Annotated in this window: 21 protein-coding genes; 9 read left to right on the top strand and 12 right to left on the bottom strand. The window is 64.0% G+C overall.

The window, feature by feature from the left end:
- The first annotated feature begins 63 nt into the window (after positions 1-63).
- Complete coding sequence (locus C7G41_RS15250) at positions 64-369, top strand: hypothetical protein (RefSeq protein WP_106943340.1); 306 nt, start codon at positions 64-66, stop codon at positions 367-369.
- Between the two features lie 78 nt (positions 370-447).
- Here C7G41_RS15250 and C7G41_RS15245 read toward each other — a convergent pair whose 3' ends face one another.
- Positions 448-1,059 carry a GNAT family N-acetyltransferase gene (locus C7G41_RS15245; RefSeq protein WP_199198438.1) on the bottom strand — a complete coding sequence of 204 codons (612 nt, stop codon included), beginning with the start codon at positions 1,057-1,059 and terminating at the stop codon, positions 448-450.
- Positions 1,060-1,227: 168 nt separating this feature from the next.
- Positions 1,228-1,629: a PaaI family thioesterase gene (locus C7G41_RS15240; RefSeq protein WP_106943338.1), complete on the bottom strand. Its 402-nt coding sequence runs from the start codon at positions 1,627-1,629 to the stop codon at positions 1,228-1,230.
- 119 nt (positions 1,630-1,748) lie between these two features.
- Here C7G41_RS15240 and C7G41_RS15235 point away from each other — a divergent pair, with 119 nt between their 5' ends.
- On the top strand, positions 1,749-2,537 hold the full coding sequence (locus C7G41_RS15235) for a cobalamin-binding protein (protein ID WP_106943337.1): 789 nt from the start codon (positions 1,749-1,751) through the stop codon (positions 2,535-2,537).
- Positions 2,538-2,647: 110 nt separating this feature from the next.
- On the opposite strand, the gene kynU is transcribed toward C7G41_RS15235, so the two are convergent.
- The 5 genes from kynU to C7G41_RS15210 form a co-directional block, all read right to left on the bottom strand.
- On the bottom strand, positions 2,648-3,850 hold the full coding sequence (gene kynU / locus C7G41_RS15230; protein ID WP_106943336.1) for a kynureninase: 1,203 nt from the start codon (positions 3,848-3,850) through the stop codon (positions 2,648-2,650).
- Positions 3,851-3,858: 8 nt separating this feature from the next.
- Complete coding sequence (gene kynA / locus C7G41_RS15225) at positions 3,859-4,698, bottom strand: tryptophan 2,3-dioxygenase (RefSeq protein ID WP_106943335.1); 840 nt, start codon at positions 4,696-4,698, stop codon at positions 3,859-3,861.
- 32 nt (positions 4,699-4,730) lie between these two features.
- Complete coding sequence (locus tag C7G41_RS15220) at positions 4,731-5,540, bottom strand: alpha/beta hydrolase (RefSeq protein WP_106943334.1); 810 nt, start codon at positions 5,538-5,540, stop codon at positions 4,731-4,733.
- Between the two features lie 224 nt (positions 5,541-5,764).
- On the bottom strand, positions 5,765-7,042 hold the full coding sequence (locus C7G41_RS15215; protein ID WP_106943333.1) for an ArgE/DapE family deacylase: 1,278 nt from the start codon (positions 7,040-7,042) through the stop codon (positions 5,765-5,767).
- A 54-nt stretch (positions 7,043-7,096) separates the two neighbouring features.
- Positions 7,097-7,822: a pyridoxamine 5'-phosphate oxidase family protein gene (locus C7G41_RS15210; protein ID WP_106943332.1), complete on the bottom strand. Its 726-nt coding sequence runs from the start codon at positions 7,820-7,822 to the stop codon at positions 7,097-7,099.
- 75 nt (positions 7,823-7,897) lie between these two features.
- Between C7G41_RS15210 and C7G41_RS15205 the strand changes: the two genes are divergently transcribed.
- On the top strand, positions 7,898-9,370 hold the full coding sequence (locus C7G41_RS15205) for a PLP-dependent aminotransferase family protein (RefSeq protein ID WP_106943331.1): 1,473 nt from the start codon (positions 7,898-7,900) through the stop codon (positions 9,368-9,370).
- Positions 9,371-9,437: 67 nt separating this feature from the next.
- Positions 9,438-9,686: a DUF6719 family protein gene (locus C7G41_RS15200; protein WP_106943330.1), complete on the top strand. Its 249-nt coding sequence runs from the start codon at positions 9,438-9,440 to the stop codon at positions 9,684-9,686.
- A gap of 3 nt (positions 9,687-9,689) precedes the next feature.
- Here C7G41_RS15200 and C7G41_RS15195 read toward each other — a convergent pair whose 3' ends face one another.
- Together C7G41_RS15195 and C7G41_RS37795 are read right to left on the bottom strand one after the other, a co-directional pair.
- Entirely contained in the window at positions 9,690-10,052 is a 363-nt protein-coding gene (locus tag C7G41_RS15195) for a hypothetical protein (protein WP_106943329.1), read from the bottom strand.
- A gap of 35 nt (positions 10,053-10,087) precedes the next feature.
- Entirely contained in the window at positions 10,088-10,252 is a 165-nt protein-coding gene (locus C7G41_RS37795; RefSeq protein WP_199198386.1) for a hypothetical protein, read from the bottom strand.
- A 416-nt stretch (positions 10,253-10,668) separates the two neighbouring features.
- Between C7G41_RS37795 and C7G41_RS15190 the strand changes: the two genes are divergently transcribed.
- Positions 10,669-10,878 carry a hypothetical protein gene (locus C7G41_RS15190; protein ID WP_106943328.1) on the top strand — a complete coding sequence of 70 codons (210 nt, stop codon included), beginning with the start codon at positions 10,669-10,671 and terminating at the stop codon, positions 10,876-10,878.
- Between the two features lie 33 nt (positions 10,879-10,911).
- On the opposite strand, the gene C7G41_RS15185 is transcribed toward C7G41_RS15190, so the two are convergent.
- The gene (locus C7G41_RS15185) at positions 10,912-11,460 is read right to left on the bottom strand and encodes a CreA family protein (protein WP_106943327.1); all 549 of its coding nucleotides are present in this window, start codon (positions 11,458-11,460) and stop codon (positions 10,912-10,914) included.
- 208 nt (positions 11,461-11,668) lie between these two features.
- Between C7G41_RS15185 and C7G41_RS15180 the strand changes: the two genes are divergently transcribed.
- From C7G41_RS15180 to C7G41_RS15165, 4 genes are all read left to right on the top strand, one after another.
- Positions 11,669-13,261 carry a L,D-transpeptidase gene (locus tag C7G41_RS15180; protein WP_199198437.1) on the top strand — a complete coding sequence of 531 codons (1,593 nt, stop codon included), beginning with the start codon at positions 11,669-11,671 and terminating at the stop codon, positions 13,259-13,261.
- Between the two features lie 93 nt (positions 13,262-13,354).
- The gene (locus C7G41_RS15175; RefSeq protein WP_106943325.1) at positions 13,355-13,921 is read left to right on the top strand and encodes a glutathione peroxidase; all 567 of its coding nucleotides are present in this window, start codon (positions 13,355-13,357) and stop codon (positions 13,919-13,921) included.
- 166 nt (positions 13,922-14,087) lie between these two features.
- On the top strand, positions 14,088-15,113 hold the full coding sequence (locus tag C7G41_RS15170; protein WP_106943324.1) for a polysaccharide deacetylase family protein: 1,026 nt from the start codon (positions 14,088-14,090) through the stop codon (positions 15,111-15,113).
- Positions 15,114-15,121: 8 nt separating this feature from the next.
- Positions 15,122-15,673 (top strand): dihydrofolate reductase, encoded by a 552-nt coding sequence (locus tag C7G41_RS15165; protein ID WP_199198385.1) that lies wholly within the window; start codon positions 15,122-15,124, stop codon positions 15,671-15,673.
- 14 nt (positions 15,674-15,687) lie between these two features.
- On the opposite strand, the gene C7G41_RS15160 is transcribed toward C7G41_RS15165, so the two are convergent.
- On the bottom strand, positions 15,688-16,140 hold the full coding sequence (locus C7G41_RS15160; RefSeq protein ID WP_106943323.1) for a DoxX family protein: 453 nt from the start codon (positions 16,138-16,140) through the stop codon (positions 15,688-15,690).
- Positions 16,141-16,442: 302 nt separating this feature from the next.
- Positions 16,443-18,752, bottom strand: a complete 2,310-nt coding sequence (locus C7G41_RS15155) for an NADP-dependent malic enzyme (protein ID WP_106943322.1) — start codon at positions 18,750-18,752, stop codon at positions 16,443-16,445.
- Positions 18,753-18,965 lie beyond the last annotated feature (213 nt).

The raw sequence follows: 18,965 nt of genomic DNA, 5'->3' as shown, positions 1-18,965 counted from the left end.
GGATTTCATATTGCAATGCAACATATACGGCACTAGGTATCCCGGCATCGAAACGAGGCCGTTATGAACGCAGACTGGAATACCAAATATGGCACGCGGCGCGTGCGCCACGATCCGCCGACCCTGGACGAGGCGATCTTCGCCGCCATCGGCATCACCGACGATCAGGAGCAGCAGGCCGAGATCGCCGCAGCCCTGATGGGCATGCCGCTCGATGTCGTCCAGGCCGAGGTCAAGAAACAGGTTCGCACCAACAGCCGCATCACCTCGACCCGCGTGATCGCCGGCGAACAGGGTGCGCAGCGCTCGGTGGTGGTCGAACGCCGTGTCGTGCGCCGCTTCGGCAACGACAAGCGCACCGGCACCTGAGCGCTTAGTTCCCTGCTTCCAATACAGAAGCGGACCGGTTTGCCGGTCCGCTTTTTGATTCCAGTCGGCTTTTTCAGGTCAAGCGGCGCGATTGCCATAGATGCTGGAGATGATCTTCCAGCAGGTCGTGTTGAAACTGAGAAGAGCGCGGCCGGCCGTGAATGGCGAGGCCGCGAGATCAGCAAGCTCGTCCTCAGGCGCCTTGGCGAGATCGATCGTACCCGTCGACTCGCCATGACGAAATTGCAGATGCGCCCCGAACTTCCTGGCGAGCGCGCGCATCGCGTGATTCTCGGCGCCGGTGGTGATGCGCAGGCGCTTGTAGCCTTTCCAGCGCGCCTCAGCGATCAGGCGGCTGAACAGCACTGTGCCAACGTTCTGGCGCCGCGCCGAGGCTTCCACGCTGAAGGCGACCTCGGGCAGCGAATCGCCCTCGGGCGGATGCAGCTCGGCCGCACCGCGGACCACGCCGTCGACGATGTAGGCGACGATCACGGTGCCGTCCTCGGCACAGCGGGCGGCGTACCGTTCGATAAAACTGTTGTCGAGAAAACCGTTGAAACGGTCGTGCCGGCTTTCGGCATCAAGCCTCAGCAGGTGATCGCGCAAGAGCGGCAATTCTTCCCGCTGGCTCAAGGTGCGCACGTAGCCCTGAACGGACTTCGGGCGGCTGGTTACTTCAAGTTCCAAATCTGCTGCGAGTGACAAGTCAAAACTCCTCTTGGTGTCCCTCGAGGAGGCGTTCGAATCCCTAGGCCTCCAATATTGTGCATCGCAACAAACTTTTCAAGACGGGAACCTGCCCAAGTTTCGGGCATTGGAAGCGACTAATTCGTTAACAAAATCAAGCCCCCGTAGTCATACGAGGACCAGCTGGGTCTGCGTCACCACGGCGACCAGCTTGCCGTCCTCGGTCTCCAGCCGGGTGGTCCAGACCTGGGTCCGCCGGCCTCTGTGGATTGGGGAGGCGGTCGCGATCACCGTTGTTCCCTCCTTGGCCCCGCCGATGAAGTTGGTCTTGCTCTCGAGCGTGGTCGTGCCCTTGGCGTCCTCCGGCAGATTGATCACGGTGGCCGCTGCGCCGACGGAATCGGCCAGCGCCATCACCGCGCCGCCGTGGATGGTGTGATGAAGCGTGCAGAGATCGGGCCTGACCATCATCCGCGCCACCACACGATCCTTCCCGGCTTCGACGAACTCGACGCCCTTGAGTTCGGCAAACGGTATCTTCATTGCTTTAAGTTTCTCGAGCGGCGTCATCGGATCTCCTCCCAAATCATTCTGCTCACAGGGTGAATTGCTCCGCGCGGCAAAGCAATGACGTCCGAGGTCATAGTCGCCGTGACATTGGACGAAGCGTTTGCGCATATGGTTTCGCCATGCGCCACTTCCCGCCCCACCGTATCGTTTGCCTGACCGAAGAGACGGTCGAGACGCTCTATCTGCTCGGCGAACAGGACCGCATCGTCGGCGTCTCCGGCTACGCCGTTCGTCCGCCCCAGGTGCGGCACGAGAAGCCGCGGGTCTCGGCCTTCGTCTCCGCGGACATCCCGAAAATCCTGGCGCTGGAACCGGACCTCGTGCTCGCCTTCTCCGATCTCCAGGCGGGCATCGTCGCCGATCTGGTACGCGCCGGCGTCGACGTCCACGTTTTCAACCAGCGCGACGTCGCCGGAATTCTTGCGATGGTCCGCACGCTGGGCGCGCTGGTCGGCGCGGCTGAGCGTGCGGAGGAACTTGCCCAGGGACTTGAACGGCGCCTCGCCACGATCGCCGCAACGCCCCGTCCCTCGCGGCGGCCGAAAGTCTTTTTCGAGGAGTGGGACGATCCACTGATCTCAGGCATCGGGTGGATCTCCGAGCTGATCGAGATCGCCGGCGGCGAGGATGTATTTCCAGAGCTGCGCCATCGGCAGGCGGCGAAGGATCGCATCGTTTCGGCGGACGCGGTCCGTGAAGCTGCGCCCGACGTGATCCTCGCCTCATGGTGCGGCAAGAAGGTCGTCCCTGCCCGCATCAGCGCGCGCGACGGCTGGAGCGAGATCCCAGCCGTGCGCGATGGTCGTATCGTCGAAATCAAATCGACGATCATATTGCAGCCGGGGCCGGCGGCGCTGACGGACGGGCTCGATGCCATCGTGCAGGCGCTGTGGGGACCGCATTCCTGACCTTTCCGTCGTCATTGCGAGCGCAGCGAAGCAATCCAGAATCGTTCCGCGGATACATTTCTGGATTGCTTCGCTGCGCTCGCAATGACGGTTGAGACAGCCTTCGTACCTCACGTCACGGCGTTCACGACCTGATACTCCGGCCGGCGCCAGATCTCACCCACGATCACCTCCTCGATGATCTCCGCCGCCCGGACGATCTCGCTCTCGCCGATATACAGCGGTGTGATGCCAAATCTCATGATGTCAGGCGCGCGGAAATCGCCGATGACGCCACGGGCAATGAGGGCCTGCATCGCGGCGTAGCCGCCTTCGAAGGCAAAGGAGACTTGCGAGCCGCGGCGCTGATGGTCGCGCGGGGTGACGAGCTTCAGCTGTGGGCAACGGCGCTCCACTTCCCTGATGAGGAGATCGCCGAGCGCCAGCGAGCGAGCCAGGACCTCCGTGATATCGACGCGGTCCCAGATGTCGAGCGAAGCCTCCAGCGCCGCCATCGCCAGCACCGGGGGCGTGCCGACGCGCATGCGCTCGACGCCGCCCGCGGCTGCATAGGCAAGCTCGAACGCGAACGGCTTTGCGTGCCCCATCCACCCCGACAAAGCGGCGCGCACGCTGTCGGCATGGCGCGGCGCGACGTAGAGGAAGGCCGGCGCGCCGGGACCGGCGTTGATGTATTTGTAGGTGCATCCGGCGGCGAAATCAGCGCCGGTACCGGCAAGGTCAACCGGCAGCGCGCCGGCCGAATGCGCGAGGTCCCAGACCGTGACGATGCCGAGCGCATGCGCTCTTGCAGTCAGCTTTGCCATGTCGTGTCGTCGTCCGGTGCGGTAATCGACCTCGGTGATATAGAGCACCGCGATCTCCTCCGACAACGAAGCCTCGATCTCCTCCGGCGCCACCAGGCGCAATTGATGGCCACGGCCGAGCGTCGCGATCAGGCCTTCGGCCATGTAGAGGTCGGTCGGAAAATTGCCGGTGTCCGACAGGACGACCTTGCGCGACGCGTTCATGTCGAGCGCGGCGGCGAGCGCCTGATAGACCTTGAGCGACAGCGTATCTCCGACCATGACGGAGCCGGCTTCCGCACCGATCAGTCGCGCGATGCGATCGCCGACATGGCGCGGCTGGGCATACCAACCCGCCGTATTCCAAGCGCGGATCAACTCATTGCCCCACTCGGCGGTGATGACGCGGCTGACGCGCTCGGCAACGCCTAGCGGCAACGCGCCGAGCGAATTGCCGTCGAGATAGATCACACCGTCCGGCATATGGAACAGCGCCTTGGTGTCGTCGTAGACGCGAAGCTTGGTCATGAAACTCTCTACAGAATCGTGCGCACGCGCCAGAGTTCGGGGAATAGCTCGACCTCCAGCATCCGCTTGAGGTAGCTGACGCCGCCGGTGCCGCCGGTGCCGCGCTTGAAGCCGATGACGCGCTCGACTGTCGTCACGTGGTTGAAGCGCCAGCGCCGGAAATAATCCTCGAAATCGACCAGCTTCTCGGCGAGCTCGTAGAGCATCCAGTGCGTTTCCGGCGCCTCGTAGACGATACGCCAGGCCTGCAGCACACCTTCGTTGAAGCTATGAGTCTCGCGAACATCGCGCGCCAGCACGGTCGCAGGCATCTTGAGCCCGTTGCGGTCGGCGAGCCGGAGCACCTCGTCATAGAGGCTTGGCGTCGCGAGCTCGGCTTCGAGCAGCTGCGTCGTTTCCAGATCGTGCGCGTGCGGCTTGAGCATGGCGTGGTTGCGGTTGCCGAGCAGGAATTCGATCAGCCGGTATTGCCGCGACTGGAAGCCCGAGGACTGGCCAAGCTGCGAGCGGAAGCGCGTATACTCGCTCGGCGTCATGGTGCGCAGCACGTCCCAGGCGCCGTTGAGCTGCTCGAAGATGCGCGACATCCGTGCCAGCATCTTCATCGCAGGCTGCACCTCGTCCTTCGCGATCGAACGGCGTGCGGCGCTGAGTTCGTGGATGGCGAGCCGCATCCAGAGTTCGGTAGTCTGATGCTGGATGATGAACAGCATCTCGTCATGCGCTTCCGACAGCGGATGCTGCGCGCCGAGGATCGCGTCCAGCGCCAGATAGCTGCCATAGGACATGCGCCGGGCGAAGTCGGTCTCGGCGCCTTCGCTTGCGGGATCGTATTCGCTGGACGTCATGACAGGCCCTTTCGATCGATCTTCCGGCCTCGTCAGTCGAGGCCGATCAGGCGCGCGGTGATGGGCGACGACGGGTCATTAAGGGCGTCGATCACGGTGAAATGGTTCAGTCCGGGATCGACGACAAGACGCGTCGGCACATCGAATCCAGTCCAGATATTGGCCATCAGATCGGACTGGCGGATGAATTCGGGCCGCTCGTTGCCACCGACCCAGGCGGTCACCGGCGAAGGCCCGCGTGGCAGATGCAGGGCCGCGCTTTCCAGCGTCGCCTCCTCCATCGTCATGCGCAGCGTCTCGTTCATCCTGGTCTTGAGCAACGGACGCAGATCATGCAGGCCGCTGATGGAGAGCGTGCCGGCGATGCGGTTGGCAACGGCAGGATCGAGCCGGCTGTCGTCACACAGCATGCGCGTGACGAGATGGCCGCCCGCGGAATGGCCGGCGAGCCGGATCGGGCCCGCGACGAGCGCGGCCGCCTTGGCGATCGCTGTGGTGATTTCCGCCGTAATGTCGGAGATGCGGGCGGCCGGCGTCAGAGTGTAGCTCGGCAATGCCACCGTCCAGCCGTGATGGCGCGCGCCTTCGGCGAGATCGGTCCATGTCGATTTGTCGAAGCGCATCCAGTAGCCGCCGTGGACGAACACGACGAGGCCCTTGCTGTCGCCGTCGGGCAGGACGAGGTCGAGGCGCTGGCGCTCGCCGGGGCCATAGGCGATGTCGGCACGAAACTCCTTCAGCCCGGCGCGATAAGCCTCCGCCCGCGAGGCCCACAGCGCCGGTATCTTGTCCGAGCCCGGGATATGGGCCGAATTGGCGTAAGCGTCATCCCAATCGCGCATCGTTGCTTCCTCGGCGGACTCAAGGCCTTGTGGACTTGCCGCCAGTCTGCCACCGCCGCGAGCGGCATCCTAGTCTTTCTTTTAAGCTTAAAGCATCTGGTAAAGCCGGTGGATTGGGCAGCCTCCGTCATTGCGAGCGCAGCGAAGCAATTCAGTCTGCCTCCGCGGTGGCACTCTGGATTGCTTCGTCGCAAGGGCTCCTCGCAATGACGGCGGAAAGAGAGCTACGCCTTCTCCACTCCGCACCAATCCGCGATGAACAGCGCCATCGCCTTGGTCGTCTTCTTCAACGAGTCCAGATCGACGTATTCATTGAAGCCGTGCATCTCGCCGCCACTCGCGCCGAAGCACAGGCTCGGAATGCCGTGATTGAGGCCATAGAAGCGCGTGTCGGTGAGCGCGGTGAAGACGAGGTCTTCAACTGCGCCGCCATAGACGGTGTTGAAGGCCTTGCCGAACGCCGCCTCGGGCGCGGCAGCATCGGTCAGCTCGTAGCCTTCGGACAAAAAGCCCGACCATTCGACCTCCGGGGGATTGTTGGCGAGGAAGCGGTGGTTGCGCGCGGCAGCAGCAACGCAGGCCATGATCTCCTTCTGGTGATCGGCGATCGACCAGCCCGGCAACACGGCAATCCGGCAATCGACGTCGCACCAGGCCGGCACGCTGGAGGCCCAGTCGCCGCCCTTGATGATGCCGGGGTTGAAGTTGATCGGATGGTTCAACGTCTTGAAGTGACGATCGGCTTTCGCGCGCTCGTTCCACTCGATCTCGAGTTTTTGCAGCGCTTGGATCAAGTGATAGGCCGCCATGATTGCGTTCGCGCCGGAGCCGGCGAAGGCGACATGGGTCGGATGGCCCTTCACGCGCAGGCGGAACCAGATCACGCCGACCTGCGAGCGCACCATCTTGCCGCCGGTCGGTTCAGGAATGAAGCAAGCATCCGCACGATAGCCGCGTTGAAGCGTCGAGAGCGCGCCGACGCCGGTGCTCTCCTCCTCGATCACGGACTGGAAGTGGATCCGCGCCGTCGGCTTGAGGCCCGCGGCCTTGATCGCATCCAAAGCATAAAGCGCACCGATGGTGCCCGACTTCATGTCGCAGGCACCGCGGCCGAACATCTTGCCGTCCTTGATGACGGGCGAAAACGGTGGGGTGTCCCACAATTCCAGCGGCCCCGCGGGCACCACGTCGCAATGGCCCTGCAGGATCAGCGATTTGCCCGCCTCAGTTTTGGGCCGGTACGTGCCGACCACAGTGCGCGCCTTCGAAAAATCGTGCTCGATGGGACCGAAGCCGCGCAGATCTTTGAGGTCGTCGACATTGATGTGCCAGTCGTCGACCTCGTAGCCGCGCGCGCGCAGGAGGTCACCGATCATGTCCTGGCACGGCCCCTCCGCACCGCGGGTCGAGGGGATCGCGACGAAATCGCGTGTGGTCGCAAGCTGGGCTTCGAAGCCGGCATCGACGGCGTCAAGAATCCTCTGCTGCGTTTCGGCATTCATCGGGCAACTCCAATCGGGCATTGAGATCATCGATGGAGCGCAAGCTAGCCGATTTCAGCCGTTCGGGTACTCTGCAAAATAGGCATCCCGCAATGCATCTTCGAGCAGCCGGCCCTCCGAATAGCCATTCAGCGTCGCCGGCCGGCTGACGCCGTCGAGCAGCCGCGGGCAAGGTTCCGGCGCGCCAATCACCGTGCGCACCGGGATGCGCTCGGCATAGATCGGCAATTCATAGTCCTCGTCGTCGTCGGCGACACCCTTGGCGCGGATTTTCGCGGAGGCTTCGTCGATCTCCATCGCGATGAAGGAGGTCGCCTTGATCTCCTGCGTGTTGCTCGCCCGCAAGCTCGCGGTGCGATCCGGGAAGAAGCGGTCGACCATGGCGATGACCGCGCGCTCCTTCTCCTCGGGATCGGTGACGAGATAGGCGGTGCCGAACGCCATCACGGCGCGGTAATCGGCAGAGTGATTGAACCCGCAGCGCGCCAGCACCAGGCTGTCGAGATGGGCGACCGTCAGGCACACACGTTCCCCCCGGGCCTGGTTGCGCAGCATGCGGCTGGCGCTCGAGCCATGCCAATACAGCTTCGTCCCTTCGCGCCAGAAAAAGGTCGGTGTGCAATAGGGTTGGCCGTCGATGGCGTAGGAGACGTGGCAGAGCATCGAGGAATCCAGGATGCGATGAACGGTGGCGTGATCGTAGAAGCCGCGGTCGTGACGGCGCTTCACCTGATTGCGTGCGGACGTCGGATAGGAATTTGCGCTCTCGGTCTGGCTCACGGCCGCTCCTGTCGGATCTGAAACAATTCCAGAGCAGTTGTAGCCGCGGATTTGGTCTGCGATAGTGCCAATTCCATGCGAAAAATTCCGACCAATTCCGTCCCCGCGCCGGCCAAGGCCGAGCTGCCGCTTGATCTCGCAGGCCCGCACATCACGGCTGGCGCCTCGTCGGCGCACCGGCTGTACCAGGCGCTGTGCGAGATGATCGTCGGAGGTCTGGTAAAACCCGGCGAACCGCTGCCGCCGTCGCGCACGCTGGCCAAACAGACCGGCTTTCGGCGCAATGCCGTCGTCACCGCCTATGAGCGGCTGATCGCCGACGGCTTTGCCGACGCAACCGTCGGCTCCGGCACGTTCGTCGCCGCGCGCATCCCCGCGCGCGGCGCCGAGCCGAAGCGGCCGAAGATCAGCGTCGAAACGCCGGGGCAAGGCGCGTTTTCGCTCGGCTGCACCCATATCGATGGGCGTGCCGTGCAGCGTTTCCGGGCCTTTGTCGGCCGTCGCATGCGCGCCTTCGGCGCGGAGCATCTGCACTATGGCGACCCCCGCGGCAGCCGCGAGCTGCGTGCGGCGATCGCCGATCATCTGTTGTCGGCGCGGGGCCTGCGCTGCGATCCCGATCAGATCATGCTGACGTCAGGCACGCTGCACGCGCTACGCATCGTGCTGAGCGCGATCCTGAAGCCCAACGACCAGGTCTGGTGCGAGGATCCAGGCTACCCCGCCGCGCGCAAAACCATCGCGCATTGCGGCTATCGTGCCGTGTCCGTTCCCGTCGACGCACACGGCATGCGTGTCGCCAGAGGCCGCGCAGCGGCGCCGTCCGCGCGCGCAGCCTATGTGACGCCATCGCACCAGTTTCCGCTGGGTGTGCAGATGTCGATGCTGCGGCGGCTCGAGCTGCTGGACTGGGCCAGGCAGGCCGGCGCCTTCGTGCTGGAAGACGATTACGACAGCGAATTCCGTTATGACGGCGCGCCGCTGATGTCGCTGGCCGGCATCGATCACCTCCAGCGCGTGATCTACATGGGCACGTTCGCCAAGACGTTGTTTCCGGGCCTGCGCATTGGCTATTGCGCCCTGCCCGAGCGCCTGATTGCGGATGTCGCCGCCGCGCGGGCCGCGCTCGACCGCTTTCCCGGCACGCTGATGGAGGGCGCGGTGGCCGACATGCTCAATTCCGGCGCGTTCGCGGTGAACCTGAAGCGCGTGCGCAAACTTTACCGCGAGGCGCGCGATGCGCTGGCCGGGACGCTCGAAGCCGCATCCGACGGCGTGCTGTCGGTGCCGGTCCCGTCACAGGGTCTGCATCTTGTCGCCCGGTTCGATCCCTCGGTCGATCTGCATGTGGCGGCAGAAGCCAAGCAGGCCGCCGGCGCCGAAGGCTGGCTGTTGGCCGACACCTATTCACGCTCACGTCCACTGCCCGGTTTCGTGCTGGGATTTTCCGGCCACGCGATTCCGAAGCTCGTGGCATCCGCCGAGCGGCTCGCGCGGGAATCGCGAGCGGCCCTACATGTGAGGAGCAAGCCGGCCCGGCGGGCATGACCAACGTTCACTATGAGAATCGGCTGCCGCTCCCTACATTGCGGCACCGATGCCGGGAGCTCACACCATGCTGCTACGCCGCGCGACTTGCCTCTCGCTCCTGATCTTCATCGCACTCTCCGCGACGGCGCGCGCAGGGACGGTTGGACGCGAGCAGGACATCGTCGATCTCAAGCTCGGCCAGCGCGTGCAAGTGGACGACGGAACCTGTCCCGCCGGACAGGTCAAGGAAGTGCGTGGCGCCAAGATGACCGACAAGGGCGTCGCACGGACCAGCACCTGCGTGTCGCGGTTTGGTCCGAAATCAAAGCGATGAGCGCTACTTCGCCGGATCGAACATGCATTGCAGGGTCGGCTTGGCGATCTTGGTGAAGGTCGGGCCGATTTCGGTCTGCTTTGCGGCCGGCACCCAGTCGGTCTCGATCGTCGGCACCCCGGTCTCGCTGATGCCGCGCAGCAGCGCCTCACGGAGATCGCGATCCTCGACGACGGCGGCAGCATGATCGTGCAGGCAGCCGCAGACCTCTTCCGGATGCTCCCACCGCCCGAGCATGCGCGGCGCGCATTGCCTCACGAACTCGGTACGGGGATCGGGTAATCTGGAGGGAGAGCGCACCTGCGCCTGAACGGCACTGATCGTCAGAAGGGTTATGAACGCCGCAGCGCAGGTACGAACAAGCATGATGGCCTTTATTGGCTGATTTTTCTTGTTGGCGATCAGAAGCGCGCGGCAACCACGATCGGCTGCGGCGCCGGGGTGATGATGGGCGAGCCGCTGTACTGGAAAGTGCCGATACCCGGGACATTGCCGTCCGGCGAGCCTGCGAACGAGGAGCCGGCGAGCACGAAACCGAAAGCAAGGATGAGGCTGAGCGTACGCATGGAGTTCTCTCCGAATTCTGTGGCCGGCGTGCGCCGTCGTCGTTGTGAGGTTGATAACCATGGGCGGTTTCGCGCGTGATGCGCCAAAGCCGGAAAATGGTTTCATCTCTATGAGAATTGTTTCGTCCCGTTCGCGGCGACGACATATTCGACGAAAAAACTCAATCTTTTCAGATGGGCGTGCGCCCGGCCCATGCGGTCTGGGAGGTTCCGGGCGAGCTCGGATGCGCGCCGGAACGCTGGCGCCGTCATGATCCCGCCTCACACCCTTCACATGCGTTTTACGTTTTTCTGCTGAAGAGTAACCGAACGAAGGCTGGGCCCTGTCGAACCGGGGGCGCTTCGACTGCGACCCAAGCTATCGAGACCGAGACGCCCGGGGATCGCCGAGCGCGTTCATGTGAGGAACGGCCATCATGACGGCGCAGAATCGCGCAACGACGCGCGATGCGGACCAACGAACGGACCGCTGGGAGCAACGGCCTGTTCGCAGCAGCGCCACATCGCCTGGCGAAATGGCGCTGCAATCAAGCCGTGGGTTTGAGGCCACGCCGCAGTCATTCGTGCGGCTGACCGGTTCGCATCTTGCAAAACCGCGCGCCAGCCGCGCTGACATCGGCGAGTGAACGCAAGCGCGTCACTGAGTGAACGCAGGCGCGTCACTGAGTGAAGAACTCTCCGCACTTCTGGACGTTGGCGTCCGCCAGTCCCCACGGCATGATCGGCACGGTCGAGGTCGAGTTCTTCGGCGAACCCTCGATCAGCCTGTCCGAATAGACCATGTAGACCAGCACGTTGCGCTTGGCGTCACAGCCGCGCACGATCTGCATCTTCTTGAAGAACAGCGAGCGGCGCTGGCGGAACATGTCGTCGCCCTGCTCCATCTTGTTCTTGAACTTGATCGGGCCGACCTGACGGCAGGCGAGCGAAATGTCCGAGACCTCCTCGGCAAGGCCCAGCCAGCCCTTGAAGCCGCCCTTCTCCGGCACCGTGAAATGGCAGGCCACGCCCTCGACTTCGGGGTCGTCGAGGCCGTAGGTCGCAAGCTTGTCGTTCGGGCTCATCCATTTGAACACGGTCGAGCGGCGGAAGATCAGATCCGGCTCGTCCGCGGCAAAGGCGGACGCTGCCGGCACGGTTAGCGCCAGGAGGAATAAAGCAAGGCCTTTCAAGCGGATGCGGGAAAGACTGGGGAAACGAGATGACATGAAGTTCTCCGGTAACAAGTCCAGGCAATGTAGGCATGAGGCGACCGATCAGGAAGACGATTGGCAAGCCGACACGGCCGCCGTTTACCGCTCCGTGAGGCTTTTTTGCTACGCCTAGGACAAAAGTAGCTGATCGCAGAACTGCAGTGCTGGTGAACGCGTATCCCCTCTGAGAGACTAACATCTGATTTGGATTATGGATTCGATGATGAACAGCGTGAACGGGTCTGGTTTTTCTGCCAAGCCGGCGCGATTTTGGCAGATCGCCATTTTGACGGCGGCGGGTGCTATCGGCACGGCTAGCCAGGCCGACGCAGCGTTTTATTACTGGACGGATTATTCCGACGGGTCCTACGGGCGCCAGGAGCGCCATCCCGAAGTCCCGCGCCAGAAGCCGCAGAAGCGCGGTGCGGCCGGCAAGAAAGACATTGTTGCCGAAAAAGAAGCAGGCACGAAACCGCAAGGTCCTCTCGTCATCGTCGTCTCGATCGACCGGCAGAAGGTCACGGTCTACGACACCAATGGATTGTTCGCGGAATCCCCGGTGTCGACGGGCATGAAGGGCCATTCGACGCCGATGGGTGTGTTCAGCGTCATCCAGAAGCACAAATTCCACCACTCCAACATCTATAGCGGCGCGCCGATGCCGTACATGCAGCGGATCACCTGGTCGGGCGTCGCCATGCATGCCGGCGTGCTGCCGGGCTATCCGGCCTCGCACGGCTGCATCCGTATGCCGATGGCGTTCGCGGTGAAGATGTGGAACTGGACCAGGATGGGCGCGCGCGTGATCGTTTCGCCCGGCCAGATGTCGCCGCAGAACTTCTCGCATCCGCTGCTTGCCTCGGTGCGGGTGCCGCCGCAACCCGCCGCCAGCCTGGCGCCGCAGACCAATGCCGGCGACAAGGCCGACAAGGGCGCGGCCAATACCGCGGACGCCGAAGCAAAGCCGGTTGAAACGAAGACCGCCAGCGCCGACGGCGTGCTCGAGTTGCGTTCGTCGGTCGGCCACACCGTGATGTCGGACGTGACCACCGGATATGCGCCGGCCCGCGAGGAGGCCGAGGCATCGGCCGACCAGACCGAGACAACGGCAAAGCCCGAGACCAGGACCGCTGAAGCGGCGGACGCAGCCAAGCCACAGGCCGGAGACGCCCCGAAGCCTGCCGAGGCCGCGGAAGCTCCGAAGGCCGAAACGCCCAAGTCCGAAACGGCAACGTCCGATCCCGCGAAGACGCCCGATGCACCGGCCGCGGCGCCAGCGCAGGCGGCCACGCCCGACGTCAAGAAGGACGAGACCCGCGTCGCCGATCCGGCGCCCGTGGCAAAACCTGAAGCGCCCAAGCGCGCGGGCCAGATCGCGGTCTTCATCAGCCGCAAGGATTCCAAGCTCTACGTGCGGCAGAACTTTGCGCCGCTGTTCGAGGTGCCTGTCACGATCGCCGCGAGCGATCGACCGCTCGGCACACATGTCTTCACCGCCGAAGTCGACAAGGCCGATTCCAATGCGCTGCATTGGTCGGTGGTGTCCTTGCCGGTGTCCGTCCGCTCTGCCGCGCGCGAAGATGACGGCCGCATGACGGGCCGCCAGCGTGGCGCGGCCGTGATTCCCGTGGCCGCAAAGCCTGTGGTCACGCCGGACAGCCCGGCCGAGGCCCTCGACCGCGTCTCGGTCCCGGCCGACACGATCGCGAAGATCAACGAAATGCTGACATCGGGCGGCTCGATCATCGTCTCCGACCAAGGCATCAACCAGGGCGAGACCGGCGAAGGTACCGACTTCATCGTCCGCCTGTACTGACGCGCCTCGCCGCGTCCGATAACGCGGTGTTGACGAGGCCGCTCGCAGCGGCGGGGGTAACATGCGCCCCGGATCATTTCGGGGGACGCCGTCATGATGAACCGTAGAACCATGCTCGCCGCGCTTGTCGCGACGACCGCATCTGCTAGAGGCGCACTTGCCGATGGCGGCATGAGCCGAATCTCCGCCTACGCCTTCTCTTTCCCGGCATTGTCAGGCGACGACATCCGCCTTGCAGCCTTCACCAGCAAGCCGCTGCTGGTGGTCAACACCGCTTCGCTCTGCGGTTACACGCCGCAATATGCCGGCCTGCAAGACATCTGGAACGAGTTTCGCGAACGCGGCCTCACCGTCATTGGCGTGCCTTCCAACGATTTTGGCGGACAGGAGCCCGGCGGCACCAGCGAGATCTCGGAGACGGCCCATCACCAATACGGCGTTACCTTCCCGATCGCGGCCAAGTCCGTCGTGATCGGTGCGAAGGCGCATCCGTTCTACAGATGGGCAGCAGAGGCGCGTCCGCGAGAAGTTCCGCGCTGGAACTTCCACAAATATCTGATCGGCCGGGACGGCTATATTGCCGATGTCTTTGCATCCACGGTTGATCCTGCCGACACCCGGATCAAGACGGCGATCGCCAAGGCGCTGGCCGACACTTGACGCCCGCGTCCTCCAACCCGGTTGGGCACAATTGGGGTGCGGCGCCAAACAGCCGTTGCAATGGCGAGGGCCCACCATCTAGGCTAGGATCGTTAGGGGCAGGATGGTTTTGCCGGAGGCGAAAAGCCACGGTGAAACAACGGGATCAATCTCGAGGACAAACACCATGCGTGTGGCGGCAGGACTGATTTTAGCAAGCGCGATGTCTCTGGCGATGACGGGCGCGGCATGGTCGCAGACCCCGGCTGCAAAGCCCGCTGTCGCGACGCAGGCCGCACCGGCGGCAACGCCGGCCGCAGCTGCACCCGCTGCGGCTCCGGCACTCGCTCCAGCAGCAGCAGCCGCGCCGGCAGGCTTCGTCAATCCGCCCCCGCCGAAACAGGCGCCGCAGCCCGCCCGTGCCGCTTGCAACACTCAAGGCGCACTCGGTGTCGCCCGCACTGTCGAGATCGACACCACCGGTGGTCCCGGCTTCGGCTTCGAGCATTTCAAGGAGCTCGACTTCCTGCGCGACAAGGAGGTGGTGCTGACTTTCGACGATGGACCTTGGCCCAAGAACACGCCTGCGGTGCTGAAGGCGCTCGCCGACGAGTGCACCACCGGCATCTTCTTCTCCATCGGCAAGCACGCGACCTACGAGCCGGAGATCCTCAAGCAGGTCTACGCGGCCGGCCATACCGTGGGCACCCACACCTGGTCGCACGCCAACCTCAACAACAAGAAGCTCACGGAAGCGCAGCGCAAGGAAGAGATCGAGAAGGGCCTTTCCGCGGTGAAATGGGCGCTCGGCGGCATTTCGCCCTCGCCGTTCTTCCGCTTCCCGGCGCTCCAGCATCCGCCGGAGATGGTCACCTATCTCGGCAATCGCAACACGGCGATCTTCTCCTGCGACATCGACTCCTTCGACTTCAAGGCCTCGAAGCCCGAGAAGGTGGTCGAGACCGTCATGAAGAAGCTGGACAGCAAGGGCAAGGGCATCATCCTGATGCACGACTTCCAGAAGCACACCGCGGAGGCCCTGCCCGAGTTGCTCAAGCGCCTGAAGGCCGGCGGTTACAAGGTGGTGGCGATGCGCGCCAAGTTCCCGGCCTCGACGCTGCCGGAATACGACCAGGAACTTCTCAAGGACGTCAAGCTGCCGACGGTGAGCAACCGGCCGGTCAACAGCGTCGTGACGACGGTTTCCGAATAGCCGCGCCATTGTCCTTTCGGATCGAAGGCTACGTCATCGTCTCCGCGGACGGCATGCTCGCGGACGCGGCCCATGTCATGCCCGACAGCCTCAAATTCGAAGGCGACAAGCTGTTCTTCGAGCAGGCGCTCGATCGCGCGGCGCTGATCGTGCACGGCCGTCACTCGCACGAGCAGCAGCCGAATTCACCTAAGCGCAAGCGCCTGATCCTGACCCGCAAGATCAAGGCTCTGACCGTCGATCCCGAAATGCCGAACGCGACCTTGTGGAATCCGGATCACGCCAGTTTCGAAGACGCCTGCGCGTTCGCCGATGTCGCCTCCGGCACCGTCGCAGTCATCGGCGGCCCCGTCGTGTTCGACATGTTCATGGACCGCTACGAGACGTTCTGGCTGTCGGAAGCCCCGCACCTACGGCTGCCCGGCGGCGAAGGCTGTTTTGTCGAAGTACCGGAGCGCACGCCTCAGGAGGTGCTGACCTCACACGGCATGAAACCGGGTGCGCCGTATCTGCTCGACGCCGCGCATGGGGTGACGGTGACGCCGTGGCGTAGAACGTAGGGTGGTTTAAACCCTTACACGTCCCCGTAGGCCGCCTCGGCCGGACGCGTGGCGCGGCCGTAGCCCATGATCATGAACAGCGCGCCGATGATCGACAGGTTCTTGAGCGCTTCGACCAGCATCTTGCCATTGTCAGGTGGCACCTGGTTCCAGAAGTCGTAGAACAGGAAGGTCGCGACCGCGACATAGATGATCATCAGCATCGCGAAGAACCGCGCCCCGAAATTCAGCGCGATCATCACCCCCGCGATGATCTCGAGCACACCGACCGCGATCGCAAGCAGTTGCGGCGTGGTCATGGCCGTCGCCGTCTCGATCTGCTTGGCGTAAGGCGCGATCATGTCGGGCACCACGACCTTGGTGGCGATGAAATCAACGGTGGCCTGCATGGCAAACAGTCTTGCCGCACCCGTGTAGATGAACAACACGGCGAACAGGATCCGCCCGAAAGTCACGAACGCTGGCATGATCGGCCTCTTTGCTCAGGCTTTTTGAAACCGGATTTTTGCGAAAGCACTTGGTGATTATGAAGAGTCATTCGTCGGTTTACAAACGCGGAAATGGCTAAGTGCAAGTAATTCAAAGTTGGTGGCGCGGCACTGCACCTTCTCCCCTTGTGGGAGAAGGTGGCGCGAAGCGCCGGATGAGGGGTCTCGCTCCGCAAATTCAACCGTGAGAGATGTGCGCGGAAGCTACCCCTCACCCGTCTCGCCGCTCCGCGGCAAGCCACCCTCTCCCACAAGGGGAGAGGGAAAAGCCACGTAGCGGCCTACGTAAACAACGTCGGCTGCTGCCGCGACGCGCGCTCCTGCGCTTCCACCACAGCCACCGCGGTCATGTTGAGGATGCCGCGCGCCGTCACCGACGGGGTGAGGATGTGGGCCGGGCGCGCCGGGCCGATCAGGATCGGACCGACGGGCAGCGCGTCCGCCAGCGACTTGATCATCTGATAGGCGACGTTGGCAGTGTCGAGGCTTGGCATGATCATGATGTTGGCCTCGCCCTCGAGATTGGAGTGCGGCAGCACCATTTTGCGTGCGGCGGCCGAGAGCGCGGTGTCGCCCTGCATCTCGCCGTCGGCCTCGAGCTCCGGATGCTTCTCCTTCAGGAGCTGGGTCGCTCGGCGCATCTTGCGCGAGGATTCCGTGTCGTAGCTGCCGAAATCCGAATGCGAGACGAAGGCGATCTTCGGCTTGATGTTGAAGCGTTGGACGTGGACCGCCGCGAGCGAGGCGATCTCCGCGAGCTCTTCGGCGCTCGGATTGGGCCGCACCTGGGTGTCGGCGATGAAGAAGGCGCCCTTGCTCGTGATCAACAGCGCCAGCGCCGCATAGTCGCTGATCCCCGGCGTGAACCCGACGATCTCGCGGACATGGCGCAGATGGCTCATGTAGCGGCCCTCGACGCCGCAGAGCATGGCGTCCGCCTCGCCGCGCACCACTGCGAGCGCCGCGATGACGGTGTTGTTGGTGCGCACCACCGTGCGCGCCGCATCCGGCGTCACGCCGCGGCGGCCGGCGACCTCGACATAGGACTGCACGTAGGAGCGGTAGCGCGGATCGTCCTCGGGATTGACGAGGTCGAAGTCCCTGCCGGCCTTGATCGACAGGCCGAAGCGCTCGATGCGGGCCTCGACCACCGACGGACGTCCGACCAGGATCGGCGTCGCCAGCTTCTCTTCCAGCACCACCTGGGTCGCGCGCAGCACGCGCTCGTCCTCGCCTTCGGCGTAGATCACCCGCACCGGTTGGGTCTTGGCCTTCGCGAACATCGGCTTCATGACGAGGCCGGAGCGGAAAGCGAAGCGCTCGAGCAGCGCGGTGTACTCGTCGAAATTGGTGATGGGCCGGGTCGCAACGCCCGATTCCATCGCGGCCTTCGCCACCGCCGGCGCGATGCGCAGGATCAACCTCGGATCAAAGGGGCTCGGGATCAGCGAGCCCGGGCCGAAACCTTGCGTCTCGCCGGTGTCAAAGCCCTGCGCGACCGCATCGGACGGCGCCTCGCGCGCGAGCTGCGCGATGGCCTCGACGGCGGCGAGCTTCATCTCCTCATTGATCGCGCTGGCGCCGACGTCGAGCGCGCCGCGGAAGATGAAGGGAAAGCACAGGACGTTGTTGACCTGGTTCGGAAAGTCGGAGCGGCCGGTGCAGATCATGGCGTCGGGGCGCACCTTGCGCGCCTCCTCCGGCATGATCTCCGGCGTCGGGTTGGCGAGCGCCATGATCAGCGGCTTGTCGCCCATTACCTTGGCCATCTCGGGCTTGAGCACGCCCGGTGCGGAGAGGCCGATGAAGATGTCGGCGCCGCCGATGACGTCGGCGAGCGTGCGCTTGTCGGTCTTCTGCGCATAGACCGCCTTCCAACGGTCCATCGTGGTGTTGCGGCCTTCGTGAACAAGGCCGTCGATGTCGCAGACCCAGATGTTCTTGCGCTGCGCGCCCATCGACACCAGCAGGTTCAATGTCGCGATCGCCGCGGCCCCTGCCCCCGATGCCACGATCTTGACGTCCGACAGGTTCTTGCCGTTGAGTCGCAGGGCGTTGGTGACGGCGGCGGCAACGATGATCGCGGTGCCGTGCTGGTCGTCGTGGAAGACCGGGATCTTCATGCGCTCCTTGAGCTGCGCCTCGATCTCGAAGCATTCCGGTCCGCGGATGTCCTCGAGATTGATGCCGCCGAAGGTCGGCTCGAGCGCGGCCACGGTCTCGACCACGCGCTCGATGGTGTCGGCCGCGATCTCGATGTCGAACACGTCGATGCCGGCGAATTTCTTGAACAGGACCGCCTTGCCCTCCATCACCGGCTTCGAGGCCAGCGGGCCGATATTGCCGAGGCCGAGCACGGCGGTGCCGTTCGAAACCACGGCGACCAGATTGGAGCGGATCGTCAGCGTCGCCGCTTCCGCCGGATTCTTGGCGATCTCCAGGCAGGCGGCGGCGACGCCGGGCGAATAGGCCAGCGCGAGGTCGCGCTGATTGGCGAGCGGCTTGCTCGCCTGAATCTCGAGCTTCCCGGGGCGTGGCAGACGGTGATAGGCGAGCGCCGCCTGGTGGAGATCATCGGAATAAGACGACATGCGGTGTCTCGCTTCGCGTTACCGGCCTCAAACTACGTTGTCCTGACCGGCCCGCCCTCGGGTGGTATTTCCGGGTCATGGAAACGGGATGAAGCACGCCGGGCGCCCCGGTGGCAACATCCGATTGCGTCCCCATCAACAGGGCGCGCGGTCAAATATCTGATAGCACTAGCTTTCCCTAGACCGCGCGTTGCTTTGCGAATATGGCAGGTT

Source organism: Bradyrhizobium sp. MOS002 (assembly GCF_003020115.1).
Classification (GTDB): domain Bacteria; phylum Pseudomonadota; class Alphaproteobacteria; order Rhizobiales; family Xanthobacteraceae; genus Bradyrhizobium.
The sequence above is the reverse complement of the archived record's forward strand: the minus strand, read 5'-3'. Positions and strand labels throughout refer to the sequence as shown.

What these genes read in the sequence shown, in the direction of transcription:
- C7G41_RS15190 (WP_106943328.1), top strand. Translation starts at nt 10,669, where the DNA reads ATGACGGCGCAGAATCGCGCAACGACGCGCGATGCGGACCAACGAACG.
- C7G41_RS15200 (WP_106943330.1), top strand. Translation starts at nt 9,438, where the DNA reads ATGCTGCTACGCCGCGCGACTTGCCTCTCGCTCCTGATCTTCATCGCA.
- C7G41_RS15250 (WP_106943340.1), top strand. Translation starts at nt 64, where the DNA reads ATGAACGCAGACTGGAATACCAAATATGGCACGCGGCGCGTGCGCCAC.
- C7G41_RS15170 (WP_106943324.1), top strand. Translation starts at nt 14,088, where the DNA reads ATGCGTGTGGCGGCAGGACTGATTTTAGCAAGCGCGATGTCTCTGGCG.
- C7G41_RS15185 (WP_106943327.1), bottom strand. Translation starts at nt 11,460, where the DNA reads ATGTCATCTCGTTTCCCCAGTCTTTCCCGCATCCGCTTGAAAGGCCTT.
- C7G41_RS15155 (WP_106943322.1), bottom strand. Translation starts at nt 18,752, where the DNA reads ATGTCGTCTTATTCCGATGATCTCCACCAGGCGGCGCTCGCCTATCAC.
- C7G41_RS15160 (WP_106943323.1), bottom strand. Translation starts at nt 16,140, where the DNA reads ATGCCAGCGTTCGTGACTTTCGGGCGGATCCTGTTCGCCGTGTTGTTC.
- C7G41_RS15175 (WP_106943325.1), top strand. Translation starts at nt 13,355, where the DNA reads ATGATGAACCGTAGAACCATGCTCGCCGCGCTTGTCGCGACGACCGCA.
- C7G41_RS15205 (WP_106943331.1), top strand. Translation starts at nt 7,898, where the DNA reads ATGCGAAAAATTCCGACCAATTCCGTCCCCGCGCCGGCCAAGGCCGAG.
- C7G41_RS15240 (WP_106943338.1), bottom strand. Translation starts at nt 1,629, where the DNA reads ATGACGCCGCTCGAGAAACTTAAAGCAATGAAGATACCGTTTGCCGAA.
- kynA (WP_106943335.1), bottom strand. Translation starts at nt 4,698, where the DNA reads ATGACGTCCAGCGAATACGATCCCGCAAGCGAAGGCGCCGAGACCGAC.
- C7G41_RS15195 (WP_106943329.1), bottom strand. Translation starts at nt 10,052, where the DNA reads ATGCTTGTTCGTACCTGCGCTGCGGCGTTCATAACCCTTCTGACGATC.
- C7G41_RS15220 (WP_106943334.1), bottom strand. Translation starts at nt 5,540, where the DNA reads ATGCGCGATTGGGATGACGCTTACGCCAATTCGGCCCATATCCCGGGC.
- kynU (WP_106943336.1), bottom strand. Translation starts at nt 3,850, where the DNA reads ATGACCAAGCTTCGCGTCTACGACGACACCAAGGCGCTGTTCCATATG.
- C7G41_RS15215 (WP_106943333.1), bottom strand. Translation starts at nt 7,042, where the DNA reads ATGAATGCCGAAACGCAGCAGAGGATTCTTGACGCCGTCGATGCCGGC.
- C7G41_RS37795 (WP_199198386.1), bottom strand. Translation starts at nt 10,252, where the DNA reads ATGCGTACGCTCAGCCTCATCCTTGCTTTCGGTTTCGTGCTCGCCGGC.
- C7G41_RS15235 (WP_106943337.1), top strand. Translation starts at nt 1,749, where the DNA reads ATGCGCCACTTCCCGCCCCACCGTATCGTTTGCCTGACCGAAGAGACG.
- C7G41_RS15180 (WP_199198437.1), top strand. Translation starts at nt 11,669, where the DNA reads ATGAACAGCGTGAACGGGTCTGGTTTTTCTGCCAAGCCGGCGCGATTT.